This window comes from Pseudoalteromonas sp. MMG033, assembly GCF_057197785.1.
The window spans coordinates 1,888,509-1,912,138 of record NZ_CM170070.1 but is presented as its reverse complement, the minus strand read 5'-3'; the positions used below and the strand labels follow the sequence as shown (position 1 = coordinate 1,912,138).

General features: G+C 43.4%; 21 protein-coding genes and 1 tRNA gene. 9 read left to right on the top strand and 13 right to left on the bottom strand.

Translation table 11 applies throughout. The annotated features are described in order from the left end of the window. Positions 1-32 precede the first annotated feature (32 nt). On the bottom strand, positions 33-863 hold the full coding sequence (locus AC2CZC_RS08345; RefSeq protein WP_484584462.1) for an alpha/beta hydrolase: 831 nt from the start codon (positions 861-863) through the stop codon (positions 33-35). A gap of 249 nt (positions 864-1,112) precedes the next feature. On the opposite strand from AC2CZC_RS08345, the gene AC2CZC_RS08340 reads away from it, so the two are divergent. Beyond that, positions 1,113-3,269 carry a winged helix-turn-helix domain-containing protein gene (locus AC2CZC_RS08340; RefSeq protein WP_484584461.1) on the top strand — a complete coding sequence of 719 codons (2,157 nt, stop codon included), beginning with the start codon at positions 1,113-1,115 and terminating at the stop codon, positions 3,267-3,269. Positions 3,270-3,462: 193 nt separating this feature from the next. Here AC2CZC_RS08340 and AC2CZC_RS08335 read toward each other — a convergent pair whose 3' ends face one another. Both AC2CZC_RS08335 and AC2CZC_RS08330 read right to left on the bottom strand, forming a co-directional pair. Next, on the bottom strand, positions 3,463-3,750 hold the full coding sequence (locus AC2CZC_RS08335) for a hypothetical protein (RefSeq protein ID WP_484584460.1): 288 nt from the start codon (positions 3,748-3,750) through the stop codon (positions 3,463-3,465). A 121-nt stretch (positions 3,751-3,871) separates the two neighbouring features. Then, entirely contained in the window at positions 3,872-4,171 is a 300-nt protein-coding gene (locus tag AC2CZC_RS08330) for an HNH endonuclease (RefSeq protein ID WP_484584459.1), read from the bottom strand. A 310-nt stretch (positions 4,172-4,481) separates the two neighbouring features. Between AC2CZC_RS08330 and AC2CZC_RS08325 the strand changes: the two genes are divergently transcribed. Continuing rightward, entirely contained in the window at positions 4,482-4,754 is a 273-nt protein-coding gene (locus AC2CZC_RS08325) for a helix-turn-helix domain-containing protein (RefSeq protein WP_211036686.1), read from the top strand. Positions 4,755-4,915: 161 nt separating this feature from the next. Next, positions 4,916-5,551, top strand: coding sequence for a hypothetical protein (locus AC2CZC_RS08320; RefSeq protein WP_484584458.1), 636 nt, complete (start codon positions 4,916-4,918; stop codon positions 5,549-5,551). A gap of 712 nt (positions 5,552-6,263) precedes the next feature. Here AC2CZC_RS08320 and ltrA read toward each other — a convergent pair. The 4 genes from ltrA to AC2CZC_RS08300 all read right to left on the bottom strand — a co-directional run bounded on the left by ltrA (position 6,264) and on the right by AC2CZC_RS08300 (position 11,754). Then, positions 6,264-7,925, bottom strand: a complete 1,662-nt coding sequence (ltrA, locus tag AC2CZC_RS08315; RefSeq protein WP_484584457.1) for a group II intron reverse transcriptase/maturase — start codon at positions 7,923-7,925, stop codon at positions 6,264-6,266. Positions 7,926-9,055: 1,130 nt separating this feature from the next. Continuing rightward, a complete protein-coding gene (gene groL / locus AC2CZC_RS08310; RefSeq protein ID WP_063361262.1) occupies positions 9,056-10,705 on the bottom strand; it encodes a chaperonin GroEL in 1,650 nt (549 codons plus the stop codon). A gap of 61 nt (positions 10,706-10,766) precedes the next feature. After that, complete coding sequence (locus AC2CZC_RS08305; RefSeq protein ID WP_023400700.1) at positions 10,767-11,054, bottom strand: co-chaperone GroES; 288 nt, start codon at positions 11,052-11,054, stop codon at positions 10,767-10,769. A 166-nt stretch (positions 11,055-11,220) separates the two neighbouring features. Further along, a complete protein-coding gene (locus AC2CZC_RS08300) occupies positions 11,221-11,754 on the bottom strand; it encodes an FxsA family protein (protein ID WP_484584456.1) in 534 nt (177 codons plus the stop codon). Positions 11,755-11,997: 243 nt separating this feature from the next. Between AC2CZC_RS08300 and cutA the strand changes: the two genes are divergently transcribed. The 6 genes from cutA to AC2CZC_RS08270 all read left to right on the top strand — a co-directional run bounded on the left by cutA (position 11,998) and on the right by AC2CZC_RS08270 (position 16,940). After that, positions 11,998-12,318 (top strand): divalent-cation tolerance protein CutA, encoded by a 321-nt coding sequence (cutA, locus tag AC2CZC_RS08295; protein WP_063361264.1) that lies wholly within the window; start codon positions 11,998-12,000, stop codon positions 12,316-12,318. Beyond that, positions 12,318-14,153 (top strand): protein-disulfide reductase DsbD, encoded by a 1,836-nt coding sequence (locus AC2CZC_RS08290; RefSeq protein WP_484584455.1) that lies wholly within the window; start codon positions 12,318-12,320, stop codon positions 14,151-14,153. Before cutA ends, AC2CZC_RS08290 begins: the two co-directional genes overlap by 1 nt. A 217-nt stretch (positions 14,154-14,370) precedes the next feature. Then, positions 14,371-14,832: a type II 3-dehydroquinate dehydratase gene (gene aroQ, locus AC2CZC_RS08285; RefSeq protein ID WP_484584454.1), complete on the top strand. Its 462-nt coding sequence runs from the start codon at positions 14,371-14,373 to the stop codon at positions 14,830-14,832. A gap of 19 nt (positions 14,833-14,851) precedes the next feature. After that, a complete protein-coding gene (accB, locus tag AC2CZC_RS08280; RefSeq protein WP_023400705.1) occupies positions 14,852-15,313 on the top strand; it encodes an acetyl-CoA carboxylase biotin carboxyl carrier protein in 462 nt (153 codons plus the stop codon). Positions 15,314-15,333: 20 nt separating this feature from the next. Then, on the top strand, positions 15,334-16,674 hold the full coding sequence (gene accC, locus AC2CZC_RS08275) for an acetyl-CoA carboxylase biotin carboxylase subunit (protein ID WP_063361268.1): 1,341 nt from the start codon (positions 15,334-15,336) through the stop codon (positions 16,672-16,674). Between the two features lie 189 nt (positions 16,675-16,863). Then, positions 16,864-16,940, top strand: a tRNA-Ile gene (locus AC2CZC_RS08270). A gap of 244 nt (positions 16,941-17,184) precedes the next feature. Here AC2CZC_RS08270 and AC2CZC_RS08265 read toward each other — a convergent pair. The 6 genes from AC2CZC_RS08265 to AC2CZC_RS08240 form a co-directional block, all read right to left on the bottom strand. Continuing rightward, positions 17,185-18,387, bottom strand: coding sequence for a prohibitin family protein (locus tag AC2CZC_RS08265; protein WP_484584453.1), 1,203 nt, complete (start codon positions 18,385-18,387; stop codon positions 17,185-17,187). Then, the gene (locus AC2CZC_RS08260; protein ID WP_237135592.1) at positions 18,384-19,988 is read right to left on the bottom strand and encodes a cyclic peptide export ABC transporter; all 1,605 of its coding nucleotides are present in this window, start codon (positions 19,986-19,988) and stop codon (positions 18,384-18,386) included. The genes AC2CZC_RS08265 and AC2CZC_RS08260 overlap by 4 nt, the downstream gene beginning before the upstream one ends. A gap of 140 nt (positions 19,989-20,128) precedes the next feature. Further along, a complete protein-coding gene (locus tag AC2CZC_RS08255) occupies positions 20,129-20,305 on the bottom strand; it encodes a hypothetical protein (protein ID WP_284021700.1) in 177 nt (58 codons plus the stop codon). Between the two features lie 79 nt (positions 20,306-20,384). Next, positions 20,385-20,948, bottom strand: coding sequence for a YcjF family protein (locus tag AC2CZC_RS08250; RefSeq protein ID WP_237135593.1), 564 nt, complete (start codon positions 20,946-20,948; stop codon positions 20,385-20,387). Positions 20,949-21,162: 214 nt separating this feature from the next. Beyond that, positions 21,163-22,533: a serine hydrolase domain-containing protein gene (locus tag AC2CZC_RS08245; protein WP_484584452.1), complete on the bottom strand. Its 1,371-nt coding sequence runs from the start codon at positions 22,531-22,533 to the stop codon at positions 21,163-21,165. An 87-nt stretch (positions 22,534-22,620) separates the two neighbouring features. Next, on the bottom strand, positions 22,621-23,586 hold the full coding sequence (locus AC2CZC_RS08240) for a TauD/TfdA family dioxygenase (RefSeq protein ID WP_484584451.1): 966 nt from the start codon (positions 23,584-23,586) through the stop codon (positions 22,621-22,623). Positions 23,587-23,630 lie beyond the last annotated feature (44 nt).

Below are 23,630 nucleotides of genomic sequence, written 5' to 3'. Positions count from 1 at the left end.
TACTCAAATTATTTCAATACACAAGCAAGTTTTTATAGATTTGATAGCCATGAAATACCTCTCGCTACCGTCATGGGCACCGCTTGTGTGTGATCTCCTTCCATCACTTCATGTGTTAGAGATAAATGACTTTGCTTGTGTGCATTTAATTTAGAAAGCAGAGCATCGACATGCGTTTTAAGCCGGGCTTCTTGATCGCCATATGAGATAAATACATTTGCTTTAAGCTGTTTCTGCTTACTTAGCAGTTCGCTTAAGTATCCCACGCTACCACCTAAAGCTGGGCTCCCTAATATATAGTGATTAAAAGTATCCGGTTGTGCCGCTAAAGCGTACACCCCAAATTGACCACCCAGTGAATAACCAAAGTAGGTGCGCTGTTGTGGTAATGTGCGATATAATTTCTCAACCTTTGGGATCACCTCATCGCGAATAAAGGCAAGGTGCAGCTTTGCCTGACCAAATTGATATTTGCTTTGACGCACTTTATCTTTAGAAGAAACCGCAGTGTAATCACGGAAACGGCTAGCATATTCACCAGATTCGGCCTTACTTGCTTTATCTATGTCTTTTTGCCACGAAATACCCACTAAGATCGCGTCTTCCATCAAAAACCGCGTAGCAGATGTTAATAAATCTATATGCCACACAGCATCAGTATAATAAATCACTGGGAAACGGCGTTTTGGATCTTTGTGATACTCATCTGGCAGTTTAATTAATAACTCATATTGCCCATGTTGATGATGATTTTTAATGGGCACCACCTGTGTATTTGGCATGGTGTATGGCTCAAATTCAGTGGCCTGTATGCTAAAAAAAGGGATAAACGCAAGCAGTAATATTAAATAGTTTTTCATCATTCTCTTCCTCAATTGCGCAAACTGCGCTGGTTCATATTCAGAATTTAAGCCTCAGCATAGCGAGCAGAAAATGATTTACATGGGGTATTGCTGACGTCTCGCTGACGTCTTATAGATATCCTAATGGAAAATTAATTAGTATTTTTTTCATGGTGTTATGTTTGAACTTCAAAAGACAAATCGGTATGTTTATTTGATTAACTGTGTATTCAAGCATTTTCCCTTTGATAAACCTGAGTAGGATAAATCATGCAGCAACAGTATTGGGTTGACGACTTTTATATTGATGTATCTCGAAATCAGATCACCTATCAAGATCACACCCAAACGCTGGCACCTAAGGCGCTGGCTGTCCTTACTGTATTGGCAAGGCATCAAGGTGAGGTATTAAGCCAAGACACTTTACTTGACGCTGTTTGGCCGGACGTAATCGTATCTCCCAATACCCTACAACGCAGCATTGCACAGCTTAGAAAAGCATTTGGGGACGATGGTAAAGCACAAGGATTCATCAAGACCCATGCTAAGCAAGGCTACAGCTTAGAAGCAAACGTGAAGTGGGATAGCAACAAATCCAAAGCAGCGTCCTTCACTAACACGGTATTATCAAGTGATGCACAGCTAGAACACGCTTTACCACCGCAGCAAAACACCCCACAGAATGATAAAAACAGTGCCTCTACATTAAAATTCGCATATGCTGCCGTTGGAGGTTTGCTTGCTATAGGTGCTCTAGCACTACTATACAAACCACAGCCACAGACTCTAAATATCACCAAACTCACGGCACTCACCGCAACTGATAATAGAGAAAATGCGGGGATCTACTCACCTGATGGCGACTATGTGGTGTTTCATCGCTATGAAGACCGCCTCTGTATCAACAATATGTGGGCCAAAAACACGCAAACTCAAGCCGAATTTCAGCTCACACAACAGCTCAAGTCAAACGGTACACATACCTTCTCTGCAGATGGCAAAACCCTATACTTTGTACAAGAGCAAGATTGTCGACAGCCCATCACACAAAAACAATGTTACCAGCTAATGAGCTTAGACTTTGCCAAATCTCTGATATCGCCCCAACAACCCACAACCCTCATGGAGTGTAAAAACTCTCGGCTGCGTGCACCTAACTGGATGAACGGCGGCAGCCTGGCGTTATTGCAGCAACATAATACAAGGTGGGAGTTGATCCGTTATGCAATAGATAGCAAAGAAAGTCAGATAATATATGGCTCAGAGGATGATAACGTCATTTCATATGCGTATTCTAAAAATGAAAACCTGATCGCTCTGACAACAGTTAATACCAATAACGAGTACCATCTCGTACTTGTTTCACCCCAAGGAAAAGTGCGCTCTAAAACGGCCATTCATTACCCGCCAGAAATCGCACAATACCGTTTTATTTATCCCAGCTTCTCACCGCTTGATGAAAAACTGGTATTCAGCACTGGACGGCAGTTATTCACGCTCTCCTATGATGGGCAGATTGAAAACGTCAGCTTGCCTTTAGACGAACCAATGGGGTCACCAAATTTTCATCCTGACGGCGACCGCATACTAGTGATTAAAGGCTTTTATGATCGAGATATCGCCTCTTTCTCATTCGCCCAACCAACCACGGTTACGGCACAGACAGACAATACTTATCCTCAAGCAAAATTCGATATAATTGAGCGCTCAATTTCATCAGAAGGGAGCGCAGTATTTCAACCAAATGGTGACAAGCTGGCTTTTCGCTCACAGCGCTCTGGCATTGATCAGGTATGGATAAGTGATGGGCAAAGCAGTCAACAGCTCTCAAATTTTGCTATGGACAGTTATATTGAGGGATTAGTTTGGTCCCAAGATGGCCAAAGCCTTATGGCTAATTCAGCGAAGGCGTTGCACCAACTTACATTAGATCGCAGCACTCAGCGCTTTGCTTTCCCCGTGCCCATTGAGCAACTTTTCGATTGGGATAGCGAACAACAAACCGCACTGGCGAATGTCCGTGTGGCGGGGCTGCTTCAATTTGCAAAACTCGATTTACGAGCATTAACCTATACGATACTCCAAGAAGCACCGGTTAATTGGGCACAGTACAGTGACAATAAACAGGTCATTTATACCGATCAGCTCGACAGGTTTTGGCAAACAGGCACCATAGAAGATACTTTAATCGACTCCCTCATCGCCCAAGGCAGTGATAAACGCTTTGTGGTTGAAAATAACACTCTATATGGAGTCAATGAGCAATTTCAATTTTGGCGCTATCACCTGACTAGCCAGAAACTCGAAGTACTCTCACACCTGCCGAAAACCCTCGACTACCTTACCGATATACGAGGCACAACGGCGTTAATATCATTGCGTATAAACGCTAAAAAAGAGCTCGCAGAATTGGCGCTTGAACACTAATTTAGTCACTTTTAAAAGCAAAAAACCCAAGCAATTGCTTGGGTTTTTCGTATTAGCTTATGAGCTAGGGGATGATGTCGGGTAAGGAGCAGCCATTACTGGCTACCCCTCCCCTAAGAACCGTACGTGCGAGTTTCCCCGCATACGGCTCAAGCCTTTATAAGTCAGTACCGAGTACAGACCAGCGACTGCTTTAACCACAAGTAACTTGAACGTTAGCACTAGCAAGTTTTATCTCGCTGTAAAGTTCAAACTCCTCGTCTTCCTTGTTATGTTTTTTGCATAACGGTACGATGTACCACTTTTTATCAACGGAGTTGACCTTGATTACATGAGCACCTACTTCAGGATCATTCATACAGGATTTTTCACCACAGTAACTTGGCAGTGACTTTTCTCCAGTATAAGTTTTCCAGTGTTCAAGCCAACTATCGCATTTACAAGTATTATTACTCGTTCCTTTCAAGTTCTTTAGTTTCATTTAGAACCTCTTTTTACAACAATCAAACTATAAGTTTCCCTGTATTTGCTGTAATGCTCGTACCAGCTTATCAGGTTGATATTATATGTGGGTACCAATCATTAAAAATCAACCTTTAGGCTTAGAAAAGAACATGCAATTGCCTATGACAATTAGGGTGCAACAACACCAAGTTATCCAACTCATCCGAACCGCCTTTTACCCTTTCCACAATATGATGGATATTCCATCCGGTTTCTTTGGTAATATTCTGGCGGCACAGTGGGCAGCGATGCTGCTGTCTGAGCCATAGCGTCAGCACTTTGCGCTGACCTTGCATTGAATCACGCCAAGCTCGCTCTAGGCGCTGCTCGAAGTATGTTTCAAATGCTAAGTTATACGGATTAGCGTCCGCTCTGATCTTAGTGTGTCGCTTTATCACGGTGTCATTGGTGTATACCAATCGCTTATCAAAACCGTCGATTGTTATATGTTATACCGGAAAATGTCCAATGGCGTTTATTAGTAATAAGTAATATTCATCCCCGATAATTAAATACAACCTTTCACCCAGACTTTTATCGTTTTAGAGTATATTAATTAATATTATTTAGCTGATTATTTATATGTTGCCAGCCTTTATACATTGCAATAAATTTACAAAAACAATACAGTAATACAACAGTGTAAACTAGGTAAATTTTAATTAAAAACAGGAATAAGGAACCGTGACTGTGAGGGACAGGCCACATATGATAACTGGAGACGATTTAAAAAATATGCGTCTTCTTGCAGGCAAAACACAAAAGCAAATGGCCGATTTAGTTGGTATTTCCAGAGACACTTATCTCAACTACGAAAAAGAAGTCAGTAAAATACCATTGGAATACTTTGTCGTCTGGAGTAAGGTATGTAAAATTGACTTTACGTCTATTTTTAAACAACTAACAGATTGTAAATTCAGCGTACAATCAAAGGGCATTTTAATCGCGAAGAGACGCATAAAGGGAACTGAGAATGAATAGTAAGCCTAATCTAAAAAAACGTAGCCTTAAGAAATTAACTCAGAAACAATCAATGTTTATTTCAGGTGGTACTGGAACCGCTAAGCCCACGGAACCACAGCGTGTTAACATTATCCTTTCTCACTCAATTGCCACTATAAAGTGTGATCTAGGGTGATGAAGTGAATGCATTCAACTTATTAGTTATTTCCGTGGCAGCAATCACATTCACTGCAATACAGTATGCCGATGCTGACGCTTATGTGTTGTCAATACTTGGCTTAACAGCTGCTGTTATGTTTATAAAAAGAAACAACATTAATGTTATTCATATTTGTGGCATAGTGTTTATAACAGCATTATTAGAATATTGCATCATATTGCTTACCTTTCATCAAAGGAATATTCCTACTATATATTGGGGCTCTTTAATATTCGGTATACAAATATTCATTTGCTATGTGACTATAAAGGCTTTAATTCTACGAACATATCTATCACGAAAGCTACTGGCTTTTACCAATAGTGACAAATTTAATGATGTCAATATGACTCATGCAGAAGGTATTCTAGCTGGATTGTATCGTATTATTACCCTAGTACTTTGGCTCGCACTCATAGAAAACTTACTGAGGCACTTAGAACAACTGGGCATTAGTAAAAATATTGCAAGTGTTTTTCAAGGTTTGACTTTAGTTTATGATAACTATGAAATTTTGATATACCCATTAAGAGCTATAATTTGTGGCGTTGTCCTATCGTTGCTCATAGTATCCAAAATTGACACTGATCGACTCGAAAGACAGCAAGCTATTTAATTAGTCTTCCTAGCCTTTAAAAACATAAGCGACTTAGGCTGTGTAATTATTTATAAGACCGGCCTAAGAATGAAAGATAAAAACACTCCAAAAATAAAAACACGGATAATAACCTCAAATAACTAACCAAAACTTACATATTGACATGCCCAGCAGGTTTGTCACCCAGCCACGCCGCTAAATCAGTAAAATAAAAAAACCCAAGCTATTGCTTGGGTTTTTCGTATTAGCTTATGAGCTAGGGGATGATGTCGGGTAAGGAGCAGCCATTGCTGGCTACCCCTCCCCTAAGAACCGTACGTGCGAGTTTCCCCGCATACGGCTCAAGCCTTTATAAGTCAGCACCTGAGTACAGACCGGCGAAAATAAGGTCGATGTATTTCAATAGAAGAAATACATCGAGAATGCTCTAAACCTTAGCTACATATGAGAACATTGATAATGTCATCATCATAGCTGTAGTTGGATCAACACCAAAGAACAACAAAAGTCCTAGTATCATTCCCGTAGCGATAAGACGCTGCGCTAGAGCATCTGAACCCACATTATTTGAATAGGCCATAGGCTTCCTCACAAATGTGCTGCTATGCGGCTCTTGAAGAGTCGGGACATAGCTGGCTCAGACCTTACTTCCAATTCAAGTTTATACAGTCGCTTGGTGGAAGTAACCCGACTGGTTACTTCATAATAGCTTGTATGCATAAACTTGCTACTAAAAACCAATCACATGCAATTGCCTATGACAATTGGGATGCAACAGCACTAAGTTACTTAGCTCATCCGAACCGCCTTTTACCCTTTCCACAATATGATGGATATTCCATCCTGTTTCTTTGGTAATTGTCTGGCGGCACAGTGGGCAGCGATGCTGCTGTCTGAGCCATAGCGTTAGCACTTTACGCTGACCTTGCATTGAATCACGCCAAGCTCGCTCTAAGCGCTGCTCGAAATATGTTTCAAATGCTAAGTCATACGGATTAGCGTCCGCTTTGATCTTAGTGTGTCGCTTTATCACAGTGTCATTGGTGTATATCAATCGCTTCTCAAAACCGTCGATTGTTATACCGGAAAATGTCCAATTGCGTTTGCCCACAGATTTAAAGTACTTAGACTTAATCCAGCGCTTGCGCCTGTTAGCATGACGCCTTCGACACCATTGCCACAACATTTTCCAAACCCGATAATCCACATAGTTAAAGGTTTCTTTCGCAACCACATGTCGATGATAGTTAGCCCAGCCCCGTAATACCGGATTGAGTTGTGCTATCAACATACTGGCAGTCACTGTTTTGTTACCCGTCACTATGCTTTTCACTTTATGAAGCAAATTACGCAAGTTCTTTCGGCTTGGCTTAATTAAAAGCTTACCTTGGTACTTTCGTAAGTTTTGCCCCAAAAAGTCAAACCCGTCTTCTATATGCGTGATCACCGTTTTTTCTGGCGATAACTGTAACCCTCGCTCGGCCATAAAGGCTGTTACGAGAGGTTTAACTTCATCTTCTAAAAGCTCTTTCGAGATCCCAGTAATGATGAAGTCATCAGCGTATCGCACGTAGTTGACCTTGGCCTTGTAGCTGGCTTTGGTATTTTTCTTCCCAAAATGAGATTCAAGTACCGCTTCCAGCCCATCAAGTGCCAAATTAGCCAACACAGGAGAGATAATCCCACCTTGTGGCGTGCCCGCTTCCGTCGGATTTAATTTACCGGATTCCATAAACCCCGCTTTTAGCCATTTTCTGAGCACTTGTTTATCCAATGGGACATTGGCAAGTAACCAGTCATGACTGATGTTATCGAAACACCCTTTAATATCACCCTCTAACACCCATTTAGCAGAATGCTTGCGACTGAGATTCACAAAACATTGTTCAATCGCATCTGCTGTAGAGCGCATCGGGCGAAAGCCATAGCTATTCCTATCTGCGGTGGTTTCCGATACAGGCTCTAGTGCCAGCAGGTATAACGCCTGCATGGCTCTGTCGAGCATGGTCGGTATCCCAAGCGGTCGACGCTTGCCGTTCGCTTTTGGAATATAAACCCGCCTCAACGGTTTGGGCTTATAACCTTTACGCGTTAATCGAAATAGCGCCAGCCATTTACTTTCAGGTGTACTCCATAACTCCCCATCGACACCGGCAGTCCGTTTGCCTCGATTTTCAGTTACCCGTTTAACTGCCAAAGCCTTGGCAGCAAACGAGCGCACCAACATGCGTTGCAGGGCTTTCACCTTGCGCCACTGTTGTTGCTTTGTCGCCTTTGCGATCCGTACTTGTAGCCCTCTCACCTTTTGCTCAATTGAATACCAATCAATGGTATGCCAGCTGTGCGCCTGGTGGGAGAACGCAGGTACATGGAACATACATTCCGCACTCATCTTGCTTTTCTCCTTTAACTAAAAAGTGTCAGGAAATCAGCAATTCACTTTCCTTTCGGGAAGCAAAATGCTTCCCGACAAGTTCAGTGATTGACGGCTTTACACGTCTTCACACAATTAAAGACCTGTTGAAAGTCTGCACTGTTTCCAGTTAGGGCAAAGTTTGAACCCCTATCCAACCCATTACAGATTGGCATTCGCTTTTTTCAACCTCCTGTATCCACTTAATCATCAGCTCACCTTGCGGTTCACCTGCCCGAGCCTAAAGCTATGTAGGGCGATTAATTGGACTTACCGAGTTCCATTGTAATTACAAGAACAACTTAGGCTCTGTCTGTCCACCGGTGACTCAACGACGACGTATTTCCAGATGTAAAAGAAATAGCCAGTCACATACCTTTTGGTTTGAGCGTATCAGCAATATTTCGCTCATTGCGGTTGACGGTGTTTATCAACAGTTCACATACGTTAGCCCTATTGCCCAGCCTAGCCTTCAGCCCGTGCATTGCTCACAGACTATGCCATCCTCACGAATTAAGGCATTGTTTTCACAGAAGTACATTGTCAGAAAGCTTCATACACATCCGTTACCAGATATGCATTATTCCTAGGCTACTGTTAGTCGCATAACAGGTCTCACTACCAAATAATATTGGTGAGACAATAATTACAACAGCTTACGTCTATAGAACGCTCGCAGTCAGAACTAAAATCAAAATTGTGAAACCATCGCCAGAGCGATGACCAACGTGACAATACGGTTATCAATAACACAATATACAAACACGCCTAAAAAGGACTTACTAAGATATTGAGAGACTGATAACGCTATGAGTCTGAAACAAACTCAACGTATTGCTTAATCATTAGTGTGGCTTTCACCCACTAAGGAAAGAATGGAATTAGCAACAAGGTTGCTAAATAAAGCCAATCCAGATATAAATTGACTGAAAAGTTTCCAATCGTTGAACGATTGCGCAGTGCATTCACTTAGTGAATGTTCTGGCATCGTTACACATTTCGATGCCAGAATACTGACTACTATTTTTGCAGGAAGGTGGAAGCGAGTAAGTTAATACTCGCTTACGGTGTAGCCTACTAGGTTAGCGACCTATACGACTCTCGTCGCACTACATCATGCCGCCCATGCCGCCCATACCGCCCATGCCGCCCATATCTGGTGCAGCTGCTGCTTCATCCTTTGGAATTTCAGCAACCATGGCTTCAGTTGTGATCATCAGACCCGCTACTGATGCTGCGAACTGTAGTGCAGAGCGCGTTACTTTAGTTGGGTCAAGGATCCCCATTTCGATCATGTCGTCGTACTGGCCATTTGCCGCGTTGTAACCGTAGTTACCTTCGCCTGCTTTTACAGCGTTAACAACAACTGACGCTTCGTCACCTGCGTTTGAAACGATTTGACGAAGTGGCGCTTCCATCGCACGTAGTGCAACGTTAACACCGTGGTTCTGATCTTCGTTGTCGCCTTCAAGGCCAGCGATCTTGCTAGCAACACGAACTAGTGCAACACCACCACCTGGTACCACACCTTCTTCAACCGCTGCGCGAGTTGCGTGTAATGCATCTTCAACGCGGTCTTTCTTCTCTTTCATTTCAACTTCAGTTGCTGCGCCAACTTTGATTACAGCAACACCGCCAGCAAGTTTTGCCATGCGCTCTTGAAGTTTTTCTTTGTCGTAGTCAGACGTCGCTTCTTCGATTTGTGCTTTGATTTGTGAAACGCGGCCGTCGATAGCAGCTTGCTCACCAACACCATCGATAATCGTTGTGTCGTCTTTAGTGATAACAACGCGCTTAGCTGTACCTAGGTCTTCTAGTGTTGCTTTCTCAAGCTCTAGACCGATTTCTTCCGAAATCACAGTACCGCCCGTTAGGATAGCGATGTCTTGCAGCATTGCCTTACGACGGTCACCGAAACCAGGCGCTTTAACCGCAGCTACTTTTACGATGCCACGCATGTTGTTCACAACTAGCGTTGCCAGAGCTTCACCTTCAAGGTCTTCAGCAATGATAAGTAGTGGCTTGCTTGTCTTAGCAACACCTTCTAGTGTAGGAAGTAGTTCACGGATGTTAGATACTTTTTTGTCTACAAGTAGAATGTGTGGGTTGTCTAGCTCAACTTGGCCTTTTTCAGCGTTGTTGATGAAATACGGAGATAGGTAACCGCGGTCAAACTGCATACCTTCTACAACGTCAAGTTCATTCTCAAGAGATTGACCTTCTTCAACCGTGATAACACCTGATTCACGGCCTACTTTTTCCATTGCTTCAGCAATGATATCACCAATTTCTTTATCAGAGTTTGCAGAGATAGTACCTACCTGTGCAATTGCTTTTGTATCAGCACATGGTGCAGAAAGTGCTTTTAGCTCTTCAACTGCTGCAACAACAGCTTTGTCGATACCGCGCTTAAGGTCCATTGGGTTCATACCCGCTGCAACAGACTTAAGGCCTTCGTTTACGATTGCTTGCGCAAGAACCGTTGCAGTCGTTGTACCGTCACCAGCTGCATCATTTGCTTTTGACGCAACTTCTTTAACCATCTGTGCGCCCATGTTCTCAAACTTGTCTTCAAGTTCAATTTCTTTCGCTACAGATACACCATCTTTAGTGATAGTTGGTGCGCCGAATGACTTATCAAGTACGACGTTACGACCTTTAGGACCCAGTGTTACCTTTACTGCGTCAGCTAATACGTTAACGCCCTGAAGCATTTTAGTGCGAGCGTCACCTGCAAAACGAACTTCTTTTGCTGCCATGTTTTTATTCCTCTAAATTCTTTTCGTTAAAAGCTACTGTGTTTTTCTTACAAGCTACTGCTTAGCCAACAATACCTAGGATATTGTCTTCACGCATGATCAGGTACTCTTGACCTTCGATCTTTTCAGTCTTTTCAACATATGAGCCGAAAAGTACTGTGTCACCTGCTTTAACTTCTAGTGCTCTTACTTCACCACTGTCCAAAACGCGGCCATTACCTACAGCAACAACTTCACCACGAGTTGATTTTTCAGCTGCTGAGCCAGTCAATACGATACCGCCAGCAGATTTAGTTTCTTCTTCTAGACGCTTAACAATAACGCGATCATGTAAAGGACGAATGTTCATTGATTTTGTTCTCCTAACTTTTCTGAACAAGGACAGAATAGACTGTTTACTCAGAGTGAGTCGCGGCCCGACTAACGGCGCTAACACGACTCTCTGGATTAATTTGTAACTTGCAATTCTAGATGGGGGTGGATATTTAAAACCCAAGAGAGAAAACTAAAAAATTTTAATCTTTTCTCTGATATTCACCTTCAATGGTGGTAGACGATTGCGATTCTGACTTTGGCGCTTTGCGCTCAAATGGGTCAAATTTCTGCTCTTCGAAAGGAGAGTATGCATCTTGATGCGCTTGAGACTGGCCAAAACCTTGCCCAAACATACTGCTCTGTGCAGAACTTTGCATTTTCACACTGGCTTGTTCAATCAGTGTTTTGGCTATTTTTTCGCGAATAACTGGCGTTAATAGCATAAAACCTATGGCATCTGTCATGATCCCCGGCGTCATCAAAAATACACCAGCGATTATCACGCACAGCCCTGTAAATAAATCTTGCCCAGGTAACTTACCTGACGCCATTTGTTGTTGCACGTTAGAGTACGCGCCTAAGCCCTGCTGCTTGACCAACTTTGCACCTAAAATTGCTGTGGCAATCACCAGCGCGATGGTCGCAAACCCACCAATTACATCACTGACTTGAATAAGCAGCGCAATTTCAACAATGGGTACGACAATAAATAACAAAAAAAGAACTTTAAACATAGATTCTCCAAATAAACTGAAATAGATGTATGGCTTGTCAGGTCTAATTTCAAGCTTACAGTCAGCATCTATTTGTACTCTGGTGATGACTTACTACGTCGGTTTAGCAGCAAAAGTCTTTGTTAGAACACAACCGAGTTTGAAAGTTCAGAGTATATAAATGCAACTCAACGAGCACACCTTGGGATCCGGGTTGTCATTCGTTACTATAAGGGCACCACTAACTTAGTCGGCAAAAACACGATGAGTACCCCGTATAGAATGGTCATGACGACTTGTGATAGTCAAGACAATGCCCGCCACATTGCGGCGCATTTAGTTTTAAATAAATTAGCCGCTTGTGTGAACATCTTGCCCAAAATAGAGTCAATCTACGTGTGGCAGGGAAAAGTCACCCAAGATGAAGAAGTTAAACTACTAGTCAAAACAACATCCGCACTGGTTAGTAACGTCATTGATGCGATCCAAGCTGAGCACAGCTACGACGTACCTGAAGTACAAGTGATTGAAATCACTGATGGCTCGCAGCAATATTTTAACTGGATGGAAGAGGTACTAAATTAATGCGACTGACGACGCTCCTATTTTCTTTTATAACGCTGCTATTTATAGGCAGCTTTCAAGCTGTGGCCAATAACTCGGTCTTAGACAGCTTATTAGAACCAAAACAGCAAACATTTTTACCCGTTGATCAAGCCTTTGAGTTTGATTTTGACCAGCAAGGTTCTGTGTTATTCACTGGCTGGGATATTGCGCCAGGTTACTATATCTACAAACATAAACTGGAGTTTGTTGCCAAGGGCGCTGACATCAAAGTACCTGAACTAAGCACAGGTAGAATGATTGAAGATGAGTTTTTTGGCCGCACCGAAGTATACTTTGACGAACTTTCCGTGGTCTCGAAGCTGAGCAATATTGGCCAAGATGCGGTAGTCAAAATTCGCTATCAAGGCTGCGCAGAAGCTGGACTGTGCTACCCACCAGAGATCATTGAGATCCCACTGACTGCACTGGCTGGTGCAACAAATACAGTCGCCAAACAAGCAGAAAGTGAAGCAAACACGCAGCAAACGGCGGCTAAACCGGCACCACAACCAAAAACAGTGAGCAGCAATGATGACGGCGAACTGTCTTTCAGTGATAAATTGGCGCAGCAAAGCTTTGTTACCAACTTAGGCGCGTTTTTCTTAGTGGGTGTTTTATTGGCATTCACGCCTTGTGTATTCCCAATGTTCCCTATCCTATCTAGCCTCATTGCTGGTCAGCAGAACCTGTCTACCAAAAAAGCATTTTCACTGTCATTTGTGTATGTACAAGGTATGGCGGTCACATATGCAGCTCTAGGTCTCGTTGTGGCTTATTTTGGTGGTCATATCCAAGGCTATATTCAACACCCTGCTGTACTGATTAGCTTCAGTATTTTGTTTGTCATTTTAGCCTTTGCCATGTTTGGTTGGTTTGAGCTAAAGCTGCCAAGCGGCATGATGAGCAAATTAACAGAGATCAGTAACCAGCAAAAAGGCGGCAATTATACCGGCGTCTTTATGATGGGTGTGCTATCTGGCTTAATCGCCAGTCCTTGTACGACCGCGCCGCTGTCTGCTGCACTATTATATGTTGCGCAAAGTGGTGACTACCTTGTTGGCGGCTTGACTTTATATGCGCTGAGCTTAGGTATGGGTCTACCGCTACTATTACTGGGCACCTCCGGCGGCAAGTTACTCCCCAAAGCAGGCGGCTGGATGGAGCAGGTGAAAACGCTGTTCGGTTTCTTAATGTTGTTTGTGCCACTGATTTTACTTGAGCGCATCTTAGACTTTGACATTATTGTAATGCTGGCTTCAGTATTGGCCATTGCCACCGCGCTATATCTACATTATTGGCAAAGTGCGCAATCACAAGGCAAAGGCAAAACCTTCTTATGGGCGCTGTCGATGACCTTATTTGTCAGTGCCTTCTTTATGGCAAAGTCTGTGCTTTTCCCAGCACCTCAACCACAAGTTAGTGTTGCTGCCGGTGTGATGGAAGAGAAAAAATTCCGTCTTATCGAGGGACTAGAAGGACTGCACAGCGAAGTCGCCAAAGCCAATCAACAAGGCAAGATTGCCGTCGTCGACTTATACGCTGATTGGTGTGTGGCCTGTAAAGAGTTTGAGAAGTACACCTTCCCAGAGGCGCAAGTACAGGCTGAGTTCCAACACTTTGAGTTATTAAAGCTCGACTTAACTGAAAGTAATGACACCACGTTTGAAATCATGGAGTTCTTCACCGTATTCGGCTTACCAAGCATGCTGTTCTTCGACGAACAAGGCAACGAAATCCCCGAACTGCGCGTAACTGGCTTTATGAATGCAGAAGACTTTGCAGATCACCTACGTAAAGTACGCAATTACCAGTAAATCCTTCCCTCTTCCAACAGCCTATTTAAGCAACAGACTTAAATAGGCTGTGCTTTATCTCTGATTAGACCAGTATTTTGCTGCTATTTACCTCGAACACTCTATAATAGTTCACGAACGTGAGAAATATTTGCTATTTATCGCGCAAGCGCTTAAGTTAGACACAGCAAGAGACAAAAAGTCTCGTTATTTCCCATTTAAAGGAATTTCACGCATTATGTCAGCAAATTTTAAGGTTTTAGTACTTAATGGTCCAAATTTGAACATGTTGGGCCGTCGCGAGCCAGACAAATATGGCACACAGACCTTAGCTGAGATAATGCAGTCACTGACAAAGTGCGCAGAACAACACAATGTGGTGCTGACTCATTTTCAGAGCAACAGTGAAGCAGAGCTTATCGATACCATCCATGACCATTATGGCAAAGTGGATTGTATTATTATCAATCCAGCGGCTTTCACACACACCAGTATCGCCATACGCGATGCGTTGCTCAGTATCAGCGTCCCATTTTATGAAGTGCATATTTCAAATGTGCACGCACGTGAGCCGTTTCGACATACCTCCTACTTCTCGGATGTAGCGAAAGGCGTCATATGTGGATTAGGTACAATTGGCTATCAAGCTGCATTAACGGCAGCGATTGACCAGTTGTGCAAACAAGATAACTCAAATTAACTAACAGGCGGGCCAAGTTATGGATATTCGCAAGATTAAAAAACTAATCGAACTAGTAGAAGAATCAGGTATTGCAGAGCTAGAGATCACCGAAGGTGAAGAATCAGTACGTATTAACCGTCACAGCAGTGCACCGGTTATGGCTCAGCCTCAGCAATTCGCAGTACCTGCACCTGCAGCGGCACCAGTAGCAGCCCCTGCGGCGGCGCCAGCAGCTGACGCCCCAGCAGAAGCAGCAACACCTGCGGGTCATCAAGTTAAGTCTCCAATGGTTGGTACTTTCTACTCTGCGTCTTCTCCAACCGCTGCGGCATACGTTGAAGTTGGTACAAAAGTAAACGTTGGCGACACGCTATGCATCGTTGAAGCGATGAAGATGATGAACCAGATCGAATCTGACAAGGCAGGTACTGTTAAAGCTATCTTAGTTGAAAACGGCGAGCCAGTAGAATTTGATCAGCCACTATTCATCATCGAATAACTCCCAAGAAGGCAAACACTATGTTAGATAAAGTAGTCATTGCGAACCGAGGTGAAATTGCACTTCGCGTATTGCGTGCCTGCAAGGAGCTTGGGATTAAAACGGTTGCAGTACACTCAACTGCCGACCGTGACCTTAAACACGTTCTACTTGCAGACGAAACAATTTGTATCGGTAAACCAGCTGCGTCTGAGAGTTACCTAGATATTCCTCGCATTATCGCTGCGGCAGAAGTAACAGACGCTGTTGCTATCCACCCAGGATACGGTTTCTTATCAGAAAATGCTGACTTTGCTGACCAAGTTGAGCAAAGTGGCTTTATCTTTATCGGTCCAAAGGGCGACACAATTCGTCTAATGGGTGATAAAGTTTCTGCAATCGAAGCAATGCGTAAAGCTGGCGTACCGTGTGTACCTGGTTCAGACGGCCCACTGACAGAAGATAACGAGCGCAACGTGCAAATCGCTAAGCGCATCGGTTACCCTGTTATCATCAAAGCTGCAGGCGGCGGCGGTGGTCGTGGTATGCGTGTTGTTCGCTCAGAAGAAGAGTTACTAGACTCAATCGCACTGACGCAAACTGAAGCACAGCAGTTCTTCGGCAACGGCATGGTTTACATGGAAAAATTCCTAGAAAACCCACGTCACATCGAAGTACAGGTACTAGCTGACGGTCAAGGCAATGCAATTCACCTAGGTGAGCGTGACTGTTCAATGCAGCGTCGTCACCAAAAAGTAGTTGAAGAAGCGCCAGCACCGGGTATCACAGCAGAAATGCGTAAGTTCATCGGTGACCGTTGTACACGTGCATGTATCGAAATCGGTTATCGCGGTGCAGGTACATTCGAATTCCTATACGAGAATGGCGAATTCTACTTCATCGAAATGAATACACGTATTCAGGTAGAGCACCCAGTAACTGAAATGGTTACAGGCGTTGACCTAATCAAAGAGCAGCTAAAAATTGCTGCTGGTCAGCCTCTATCAATCACACAAGATGACGTTGTGATCAAAGGTCACGCTATCGAGTGTCGTATTAACGCTGAAGATCCAGAGTCGTTCATTCCGTCTCCAGGTAAAATCACGCGTTTCCACCCTGCAGGTGGCTTAGGTATTCGTTGGGACAGCCACATTTACGCTGACTACACAGTACCGCCGCACTACGATTCAATGATCGGTAAATTAATCACTTATGGTGAAAACCGTGACGTTGCAATCGCCCGTGCTCGCAATGCATTAAACGAACTTGTGATTGACGGTATCAAAACAAATACACCGTTACACAAGAAGATCTTAGCAGACGAAAACTTCCAAAATGGTGGTACAAACATCCACTACCTAGAGAAGAAACTCGGTTTGTAATAGATGTTTTCGTAAAAAAAGCCGGTTTATACCGGCTTTTTTGTTTTTCACAACCACACTTTTCTGCTTTTTTATTAATCAATTGAACAAGATAAGTTATATTTTTCCACTTTAGCTAGTGACAAGCGGCGCAAAAATTCATATACTGCCAGCGCTTCAAAAGATTGTTTTCATACAATCGCTGAAAATGGCCCTATAGCTCAGTTGGTTAGAGCACCCGACTCATAATCGGTAGGTCCCTGGTTCGAGTCCAGGTGGGGCCACCATTTTCACCAAAGTACTCCATTAAAATCAAACCCTTATAGTACAAAAACTAACCATTTCATATTTAATTTACAGAGTGTCAAAGTCGTGACAAACGCCCTTAAAGTGTCACATTAGTGTCTAAACGAACACAAAAAAGCCCATATTTGACTCTTTCAATAATGTTTTTATAAGAGCTCTCTATTCCAACAATGAGACTGATCCAACGAAAAAAACGCCCCTGTTTTACCAGAGGCGCTTTAGTCTCTACTTTAAATATTCCATGGGTTCGCCGGTTTGCAATGATCTATCCGTTAGGGTTTTATCGGGTTGACGAAGATCCGGTTTTAACTTGTGGCCATACTTATCGACGCTATTTAAATAGTCGTCTTTATCGCGTATTTCCCCTGAGGCCTCGAGCTCTGCTTTTAGCTCGCCTGGCTTATGCGTCTCTTTAAAGCTGCTGTTTTTTGGCGTCAGGCTACTCTCTGTATTTAAAATCAGTGGTAGGCCATCTTTACCACTGCCAATCACCACCACTTTGGCATTGTTTGATTTTGCCAGCTCAATGGTGGCTTCAATACCACGCCACTTTAAATAGGCCTCAGAAATACCGTCACTGACCATTTCTTGGAAAAGCGCAATCCCTTTGGCTTCTTCCTCTTTACGTAGCGCTTCTTTTTTCGCGACTTCAACACGCATTTTGTACTCTTCCAAAATGTAGTTTTGATTCACTTTGGAAATGATCGCACTGTGTACTTTGTCAGGTAAATCAACGCGCTTGATCAGCACATCATCCAAGTTCACTAAGTGGTGGCCCGCCATTTTTTGCGCTTCTTGGCGCAACATCGACTTTTCTTTTAGTTCCAGCTCATTGAGCACTTGTCCAAGCAACTCTTCTTGCACTTCTTTGCGCTGATTGCCGTACACCTGCTCAGCATCATATTGCGATACAATCATACGCACCCCGGAGCTCACCTCTGGGAGAATGATTTCATCGACATAATCTGGCCCGACTAACTTGTGCAAATAGGGAATAAAGTCCACTTCAGGGCGATAACGAACCGTGATATCTAAGGTGATCCGCAAGCCTTCATTGGTGATGGCATACACATTGGTATGTGCTGTTTGATAGCGGCTAGAGTAAATGGTGAGCGTATCCCATGGAAACACCAATACTGTGCCTTCATGTAGTGGCGCATCCAAATAGGTACCGCCACCGAACCGCTTCCAAAGTACCCCCACTTCACCCGAATCAACCTTGATAAAAATGACTGGAATAAGCGCTATCACCAAAAATATCGCAATCAATAAGGTTAACCCTGCTCGAAAGCGCCAAGATAAAATGCGTCGTCTCAATTTAGGTTGATAACGCTTGAGCAAGCGCATCAAAATATTCGATATTATTATCGCCAAGATGGCGCTAATAATAATCGTCAGCGTTATATCAGAAGGGAGAATGATGTTCATGATGTTACTCCTTTACCCTCAACTTCATGGTGTTCCATTAACTGTCCTTCGACCATTTTTAAGTGCACATCGGCCAAATGGAAATACGCATCATCATGGGTGATGGCAATGACGGTGTTACCGCGAGCTTTAAGTTTTGGCAGTACTTGCTCATAAAACTTACGCCTAAAAATAGGGTCCTGATCCGCCGCCCACTCATCAAATATATAAATGGGCCGGTTTTCTAAAATGGTGCTCAAAAGCGCCAATCGCTTGCGCTGACCTGAGGATAGGTCAATGCTGCTGAACTCCCCATCCACTACTTTGACCTTGGTGTTCATCTCTAAAAACGCCAACCAATCATCGATTTCTTCTTGGCTGGTATTGTGAATGCCATAAAGCTGCTTGAATAAATGAAAGTCTGCGAACACCGCTGTAAATAAGCTGCGATACGCCTCTTTGAGGTTATCTGTGATAGGTTGGCCATCTACTAATATTTGCCCGCCTTGCAGCTCGTACAACCCAGTTAACATACGGATAAATGTGGTTTTACCGCTGCCATTACCACCTGTGATAAAGGTGACCTGCCCGCGCTTCAAGCTTAAATCCACGGGGCCAACAAAAAACGGCCTATCTCCGCCTTTTTGGCCATGCTGGTAATAAGCCCCTTCCAATTTCAACTCATCAAAATTATGTACATAGGAAAAGTGCTCGGTATCTAAGTTTGAATTATCTACTTTGGCACGTTTGAGATCTTCTTCCAAAGTCAGTACGTTTTGCGCCGCTTCCGTTGCTGTGGTGTAAATTGGGATCCCGCCCACAATACTGGTAATGGGACCAATTAAAAACAGTGACGCCGTGGTGACTTTAATCACCACATCCGTGTATACATGAGACAGGCTCGGCACAATAAATACCATGGCCCCCGTGGCGGCAAAGAAGGTGATTTGCGAGAGCACAAAGTCAGTGGCGAATAAGGTTTGTGTGGTGGTTTTGGCTTTTTTAGCCCGCGCAGAGTCCATAACAAACTCGTGTTCTAAGTCATCGGCTCGCGGTACGCTCAGCTTCACTTCTTTAAAGCCATCCAATAAGTCAGATAAGCGTTGGATCAGCTTATTTTCGCTCTCGAATGACAGCTGCATATTGCGTTGGATTTCATTAGCGCGCAGCCGGTGAATGCTGGCGCCCATTAAAATTAAAATGGAGATAACCAAAAATGCCACAAACGAGTGCCACGCAATATATAAAGAAGTAAAAAACACTAGGCTGATCGACTGGCCAATAATCACAAACAGCTGTGCCGACTGTGAAATGGTTTGCAGCTCTTTACTGAGCGTATTAAAAATGCGCTCTTTACCTATGGTTTCAAGGGTGGATAACTCGGTATGACGCACACATTCAAATAACTCGACACGCAGCCTATCAATGGCTTTTTCGACCATTTTAGCGGCTTTGGTCATCAGCCTTTGCTGCGTCAGGCCATAAATTGAAATGGTCAGAATAAACAACACCAGATAGTAAAGAATATGGTTCTCTTTGTGGATATCTGAAATGTTTTCCGACACGTTATTTATCAAGGCAAGGACTAACGCATTAGCAAGGCCAGAGATACAGCCCAACATCACGAAAGTCCTTTTCTTTATTTTTATATTCCGACTGATTAAATCGTATAATACCATTTTGATTTTCTTATCATTTTTGTTATCGGCTAAATAGCCTTACAGCGATAATTATCGCCAAGCGCACTTAATCTAAATTAAAGCTAGTCTTCCTCACTTTCTTGCTGTGGGTTACGATCTTGGGTGAGCAGCAACATCAGCAAGCTCACTATCGGCGTCAAAAATAATGAAATCAGAAAAAACCCCACCGGCCCTGCAAACGTATTGCGTCCCCAATAGCCGGATAAAATACATAACACCAAATACAATGCCACTATCATAATGACCTCCTCAAAAGCCCAATGCTGCGAAATAAACCAACAGTTAGCCTGTTGGTTTATCAAGGTTCAGCCACTGTGATTACACAGTGGCATCGCTCGGTTGTGTGCTGGCATTACCTTTATTTTTACGATACTTCGCTGCAATATCAGCAATATCGCCCTTAATGCTAGAAAGATTAAGGTCAATCAAAGTGCCACCATTTTCAAAATGACGAATAAACGTGCTGCCTACTGCATGCGTAGATGCGGCAGACACTACAGGCATAAATGCGATTGCACTCAATGTTCCAATTACCGGCACTGCTTTTAAGAAGCTACTTAAACCTGCTCCCCCAAGCGTTTGCGGAAATGAACCACCGATCACAGCACTGACCGTGCCACGCAGTTTATTGTCGCTGTATGATTGGCCATACACGTTGGCAATTTCACCAATCATCTTCATTTGGATACCCGTCAAAGCCACTAAATCAACCGCTGGAATTGGGATTAACCCAGAACCAAACGACCATTTAGAGTACTTATCGACAATGATCTGCGCCACGGCTGCTCGGTCTTCTGCCTGAACTACAGTGCTTTGCGGCTCCGTAGCAGAAGCATTCGCTTCATTTGCCTTGTCGTCCTTTGCTGTTTTTGTCGCTGTCATAATTCATCCTCTATGATGTAGATTTAAACAGTTGTGAACCCACCAAGTTCATGCGAAGTGTTTAAACATCATTAAACTTTGCATTTACTTGCCCTTATCACTGCAATTCCACGGGAAATTGCAGAAATTCCTTATTAAGGCCGACAAAAGTACAGAGACACACTTCACCCAACACTCTAATGCAGGCAGCCTTTAACTCATCTTGTTACTGGTATTAATTCACCGTGCCATCGAGCACACCTTGGCACTGCTCAGTACGGTGTCTATCGTTATAAAAAATAATGTTACGCAACTCTTCTGCGATACAATCAGACTCATAACCGGTTTTGTGGTAATTACTAAACGCCATCACGGTTTGGTCACGTTCTAGCAGCCTTGAAAAACTGGTCACCCATGAATACGGGTAGCTGCCTGAGTACTGTAAAAACTTCTCGTATTTGTTCAAATTGGTGCTGTTAGGGTCATCGGGGCAATCGGCGACTTTGCCATACTGATTTGGGTCGATATAAGTTACAAACCAACCGTAGCCAAAGTACTCACATTCATCATCACTCTGAGTATTTTGGTATGGCGAAAACGCCATTTCTTTTTGCTCGGCATTTAAGATTAAATCACCATATAAGCCCTGATCCCACTTGTGCATGTCTTTCACTGTTGAATACATATCACCAGCGGAATACAGCACTAACGGGTTGCTATACGGATTTTTGAAGATGTTCTCATAAGGTGCTGGTCCCCCTGTTTCAGGCGGGCGACCCGTTGTCAGTGGCAAATATTGGTTTTCGTCAAAGACATAACCTGTGGTCATATTTTCATAAATGCCAATGGCATTAAACGCACCGCTGTCTTGCATATTGAGCGGGTCTAATATTTGCTCTTTAACGATATTTCTGAAATAGAAGCTTGGGTCTATTTGACCTTGCTTACCTGCGGCTAACTGTTCAATAATGTTACCAATGAGGTAGTAATTGCAATTGCTGTAGGTAAACTTGGAACCCGGCTCAAAACTCGGTTTGTTATCTTGCTCTGTACAGGTACAAAAGCGATTACCAAAACCTTCAGGACCATTTAAATCTAACGAGTCATCGTATAAATACGGTCGCCAGCCCCAATCCAGATATACATCAGGATTATCACTGTAGTTATCTATGCCTGAGGACATGCTCAACAGGTTATGCAATGAGACATCCGCGCATTGATTTTTCGGATACCAAGGCAGGTAATCACCTACGGTTTTGGTTTTTAAGTCCTCGCCTGCCAACATGCGTAATAAAATGGCCGCGGCAAACTCTTTGGTATTCGAGCCAATTCGATATTTTGAATCTGATGTATTGGCGACATCATATTGAATATTTTGTGGGCCACAATTGGCCTTGTACACCACATCCTCACCGGAGGTGACGTAAATACTGCCAAAAAAGACCATCTTATCGCAGTAGTCTTTGACAGTGACTTCGAACATTTCTATCTGTTCGGCAGTAATGGTGTGGTCTTTTGCCACCCCATTTTTAAAACAAGAGGTCAGAAGTAAACTCATACAGCATAGGCTTAAAACCCTGAGTTGTTGCTGATAAAGCCCGTTCATTGTGTGTTTCCCTAGCGTTGCTCAGTTACTTTGCTAACTTCTTTACTACTAACAAAACTCATATTTAGCACGACAATTGCGTCTATATTAGTACGCCGCTTTTGCCATACCCACCAGCACCTTTCTGGTGCCCGTATACGCTTCTCGACCATGGGTGTATAACATGTTGTCGAGCAGCATAATGTCATTGCGCTGCCACTGATAAGCAAATGTCAGCGAGCGATACACCTCATTAATAAAGGCAATATCACTGGCTGCTATTTCACTGCCATCTCCGTAGTAGGCATTGCGCGGTAAATTCTCTAGCCCAATACTCTCTCGCATTGACTCAGGTAACTGGTTGTCGATGCTTGAGCAGTGAAATAAATGCGCCTGATTAAACCACACCTTTTCACCTGTTTGTGGGTGGGTCGCAACCGCAGGACGAATTTGCTTGGTCTGCAAGTGGTTATCAGACTTCCACTCAAAAATAATGTCGTTTTTCCAGCAATACGCTTCAACTTCCTCTTTATTTTGAGTTTGAAATACTTCCTGCCATGGCAAATCAATATCGCCATAGTTGCGCACATACATGACGCCCAACTTTTCAAACTTTTCCCGCAGCACCGCAGGTAATTGCTGATACACTAAACGGCTGTCAGCGAGCGGTGTATTACCACCTGTTTTTGCAGGGACCACACAGAAAAACCCCATACGCATTGGCCAACAGTTGGAGTAGGCATTTTCGTTGTGCTGCAAAATAACCTGATCAGCGTGATACTCCGTGGTCGTATAAATGTTGTTTCTCAGTGCAGTGCGTGGTGAGGAGCGATAAATATACTGGCTGAGTTGCTCGCCAAAAATTGCTTCCAAAATCGTACTGAACTGATTGGTGCTCGCAATATTCAAGCCGCGCAGCAAAGCCACACCATCTCTATCTACCCACTCATTAATTTCTTTAATATGGCTTTTAACCCAAGCCAAACCACTTTGCTTTTGCGCTGAAAGGTCATGCACAAAACTATCCAGCTCGGTCCTCGTGTCCTCTTTGTCGAGCGCTAGTAACTGATCCATTCTATTCCCATCCTTAACTAGGTAAGATAAAATTACAACATAAT

Bases quoted from the DNA above. Each gene is read 5' to 3' on its own strand.
- AC2CZC_RS08290 (WP_484584455.1), top strand. From the start codon at position 12,318: ATGCGACTGACGACGCTCCTATTTTCTTTTATAACGCTGCTATTTATA.
- AC2CZC_RS08240 (WP_484584451.1), bottom strand. From the start codon at position 23,586: ATGGATCAGTTACTAGCGCTCGACAAAGAGGACACGAGGACCGAGCTG.
- aroQ (WP_484584454.1), top strand. From the start codon at position 14,371: ATGTCAGCAAATTTTAAGGTTTTAGTACTTAATGGTCCAAATTTGAAC.
- AC2CZC_RS08340 (WP_484584461.1), top strand. From the start codon at position 1,113: ATGCAGCAACAGTATTGGGTTGACGACTTTTATATTGATGTATCTCGA.
- accB (WP_023400705.1), top strand. From the start codon at position 14,852: ATGGATATTCGCAAGATTAAAAAACTAATCGAACTAGTAGAAGAATCA.
- AC2CZC_RS08255 (WP_284021700.1), bottom strand. From the start codon at position 20,305: ATGATAGTGGCATTGTATTTGGTGTTATGTATTTTATCCGGCTATTGG.
- AC2CZC_RS08325 (WP_211036686.1), top strand. From the start codon at position 4,482: ATGATAACTGGAGACGATTTAAAAAATATGCGTCTTCTTGCAGGCAAA.
- ltrA (WP_484584457.1), bottom strand. From the start codon at position 7,925: ATGAGTGCGGAATGTATGTTCCATGTACCTGCGTTCTCCCACCAGGCG.
- AC2CZC_RS08335 (WP_484584460.1), bottom strand. From the start codon at position 3,750: ATGAAACTAAAGAACTTGAAAGGAACGAGTAATAATACTTGTAAATGC.
- groL (WP_063361262.1), bottom strand. From the start codon at position 10,705: ATGGCAGCAAAAGAAGTTCGTTTTGCAGGTGACGCTCGCACTAAAATG.
- accC (WP_063361268.1), top strand. From the start codon at position 15,334: ATGTTAGATAAAGTAGTCATTGCGAACCGAGGTGAAATTGCACTTCGC.
- AC2CZC_RS08265 (WP_484584453.1), bottom strand. From the start codon at position 18,387: ATGAACATCATTCTCCCTTCTGATATAACGCTGACGATTATTATTAGC.
- AC2CZC_RS08300 (WP_484584456.1), bottom strand. From the start codon at position 11,754: ATGTTTAAAGTTCTTTTTTTGTTATTTATTGTCGTACCCATTGTTGAA.
- AC2CZC_RS08245 (WP_484584452.1), bottom strand. From the start codon at position 22,533: ATGAACGGGCTTTATCAGCAACAACTCAGGGTTTTAAGCCTATGCTGT.
- cutA (WP_063361264.1), top strand. From the start codon at position 11,998: ATGAGTACCCCGTATAGAATGGTCATGACGACTTGTGATAGTCAAGAC.
- AC2CZC_RS08305 (WP_023400700.1), bottom strand. From the start codon at position 11,054: ATGAACATTCGTCCTTTACATGATCGCGTTATTGTTAAGCGTCTAGAA.
- AC2CZC_RS08260 (WP_237135592.1), bottom strand. From the start codon at position 19,988: ATGTTGGGCTGTATCTCTGGCCTTGCTAATGCGTTAGTCCTTGCCTTG.
- AC2CZC_RS08345 (WP_484584462.1), bottom strand. From the start codon at position 863: ATGATGAAAAACTATTTAATATTACTGCTTGCGTTTATCCCTTTTTTT.
- AC2CZC_RS08250 (WP_237135593.1), bottom strand. From the start codon at position 20,948: ATGACAGCGACAAAAACAGCAAAGGACGACAAGGCAAATGAAGCGAAT.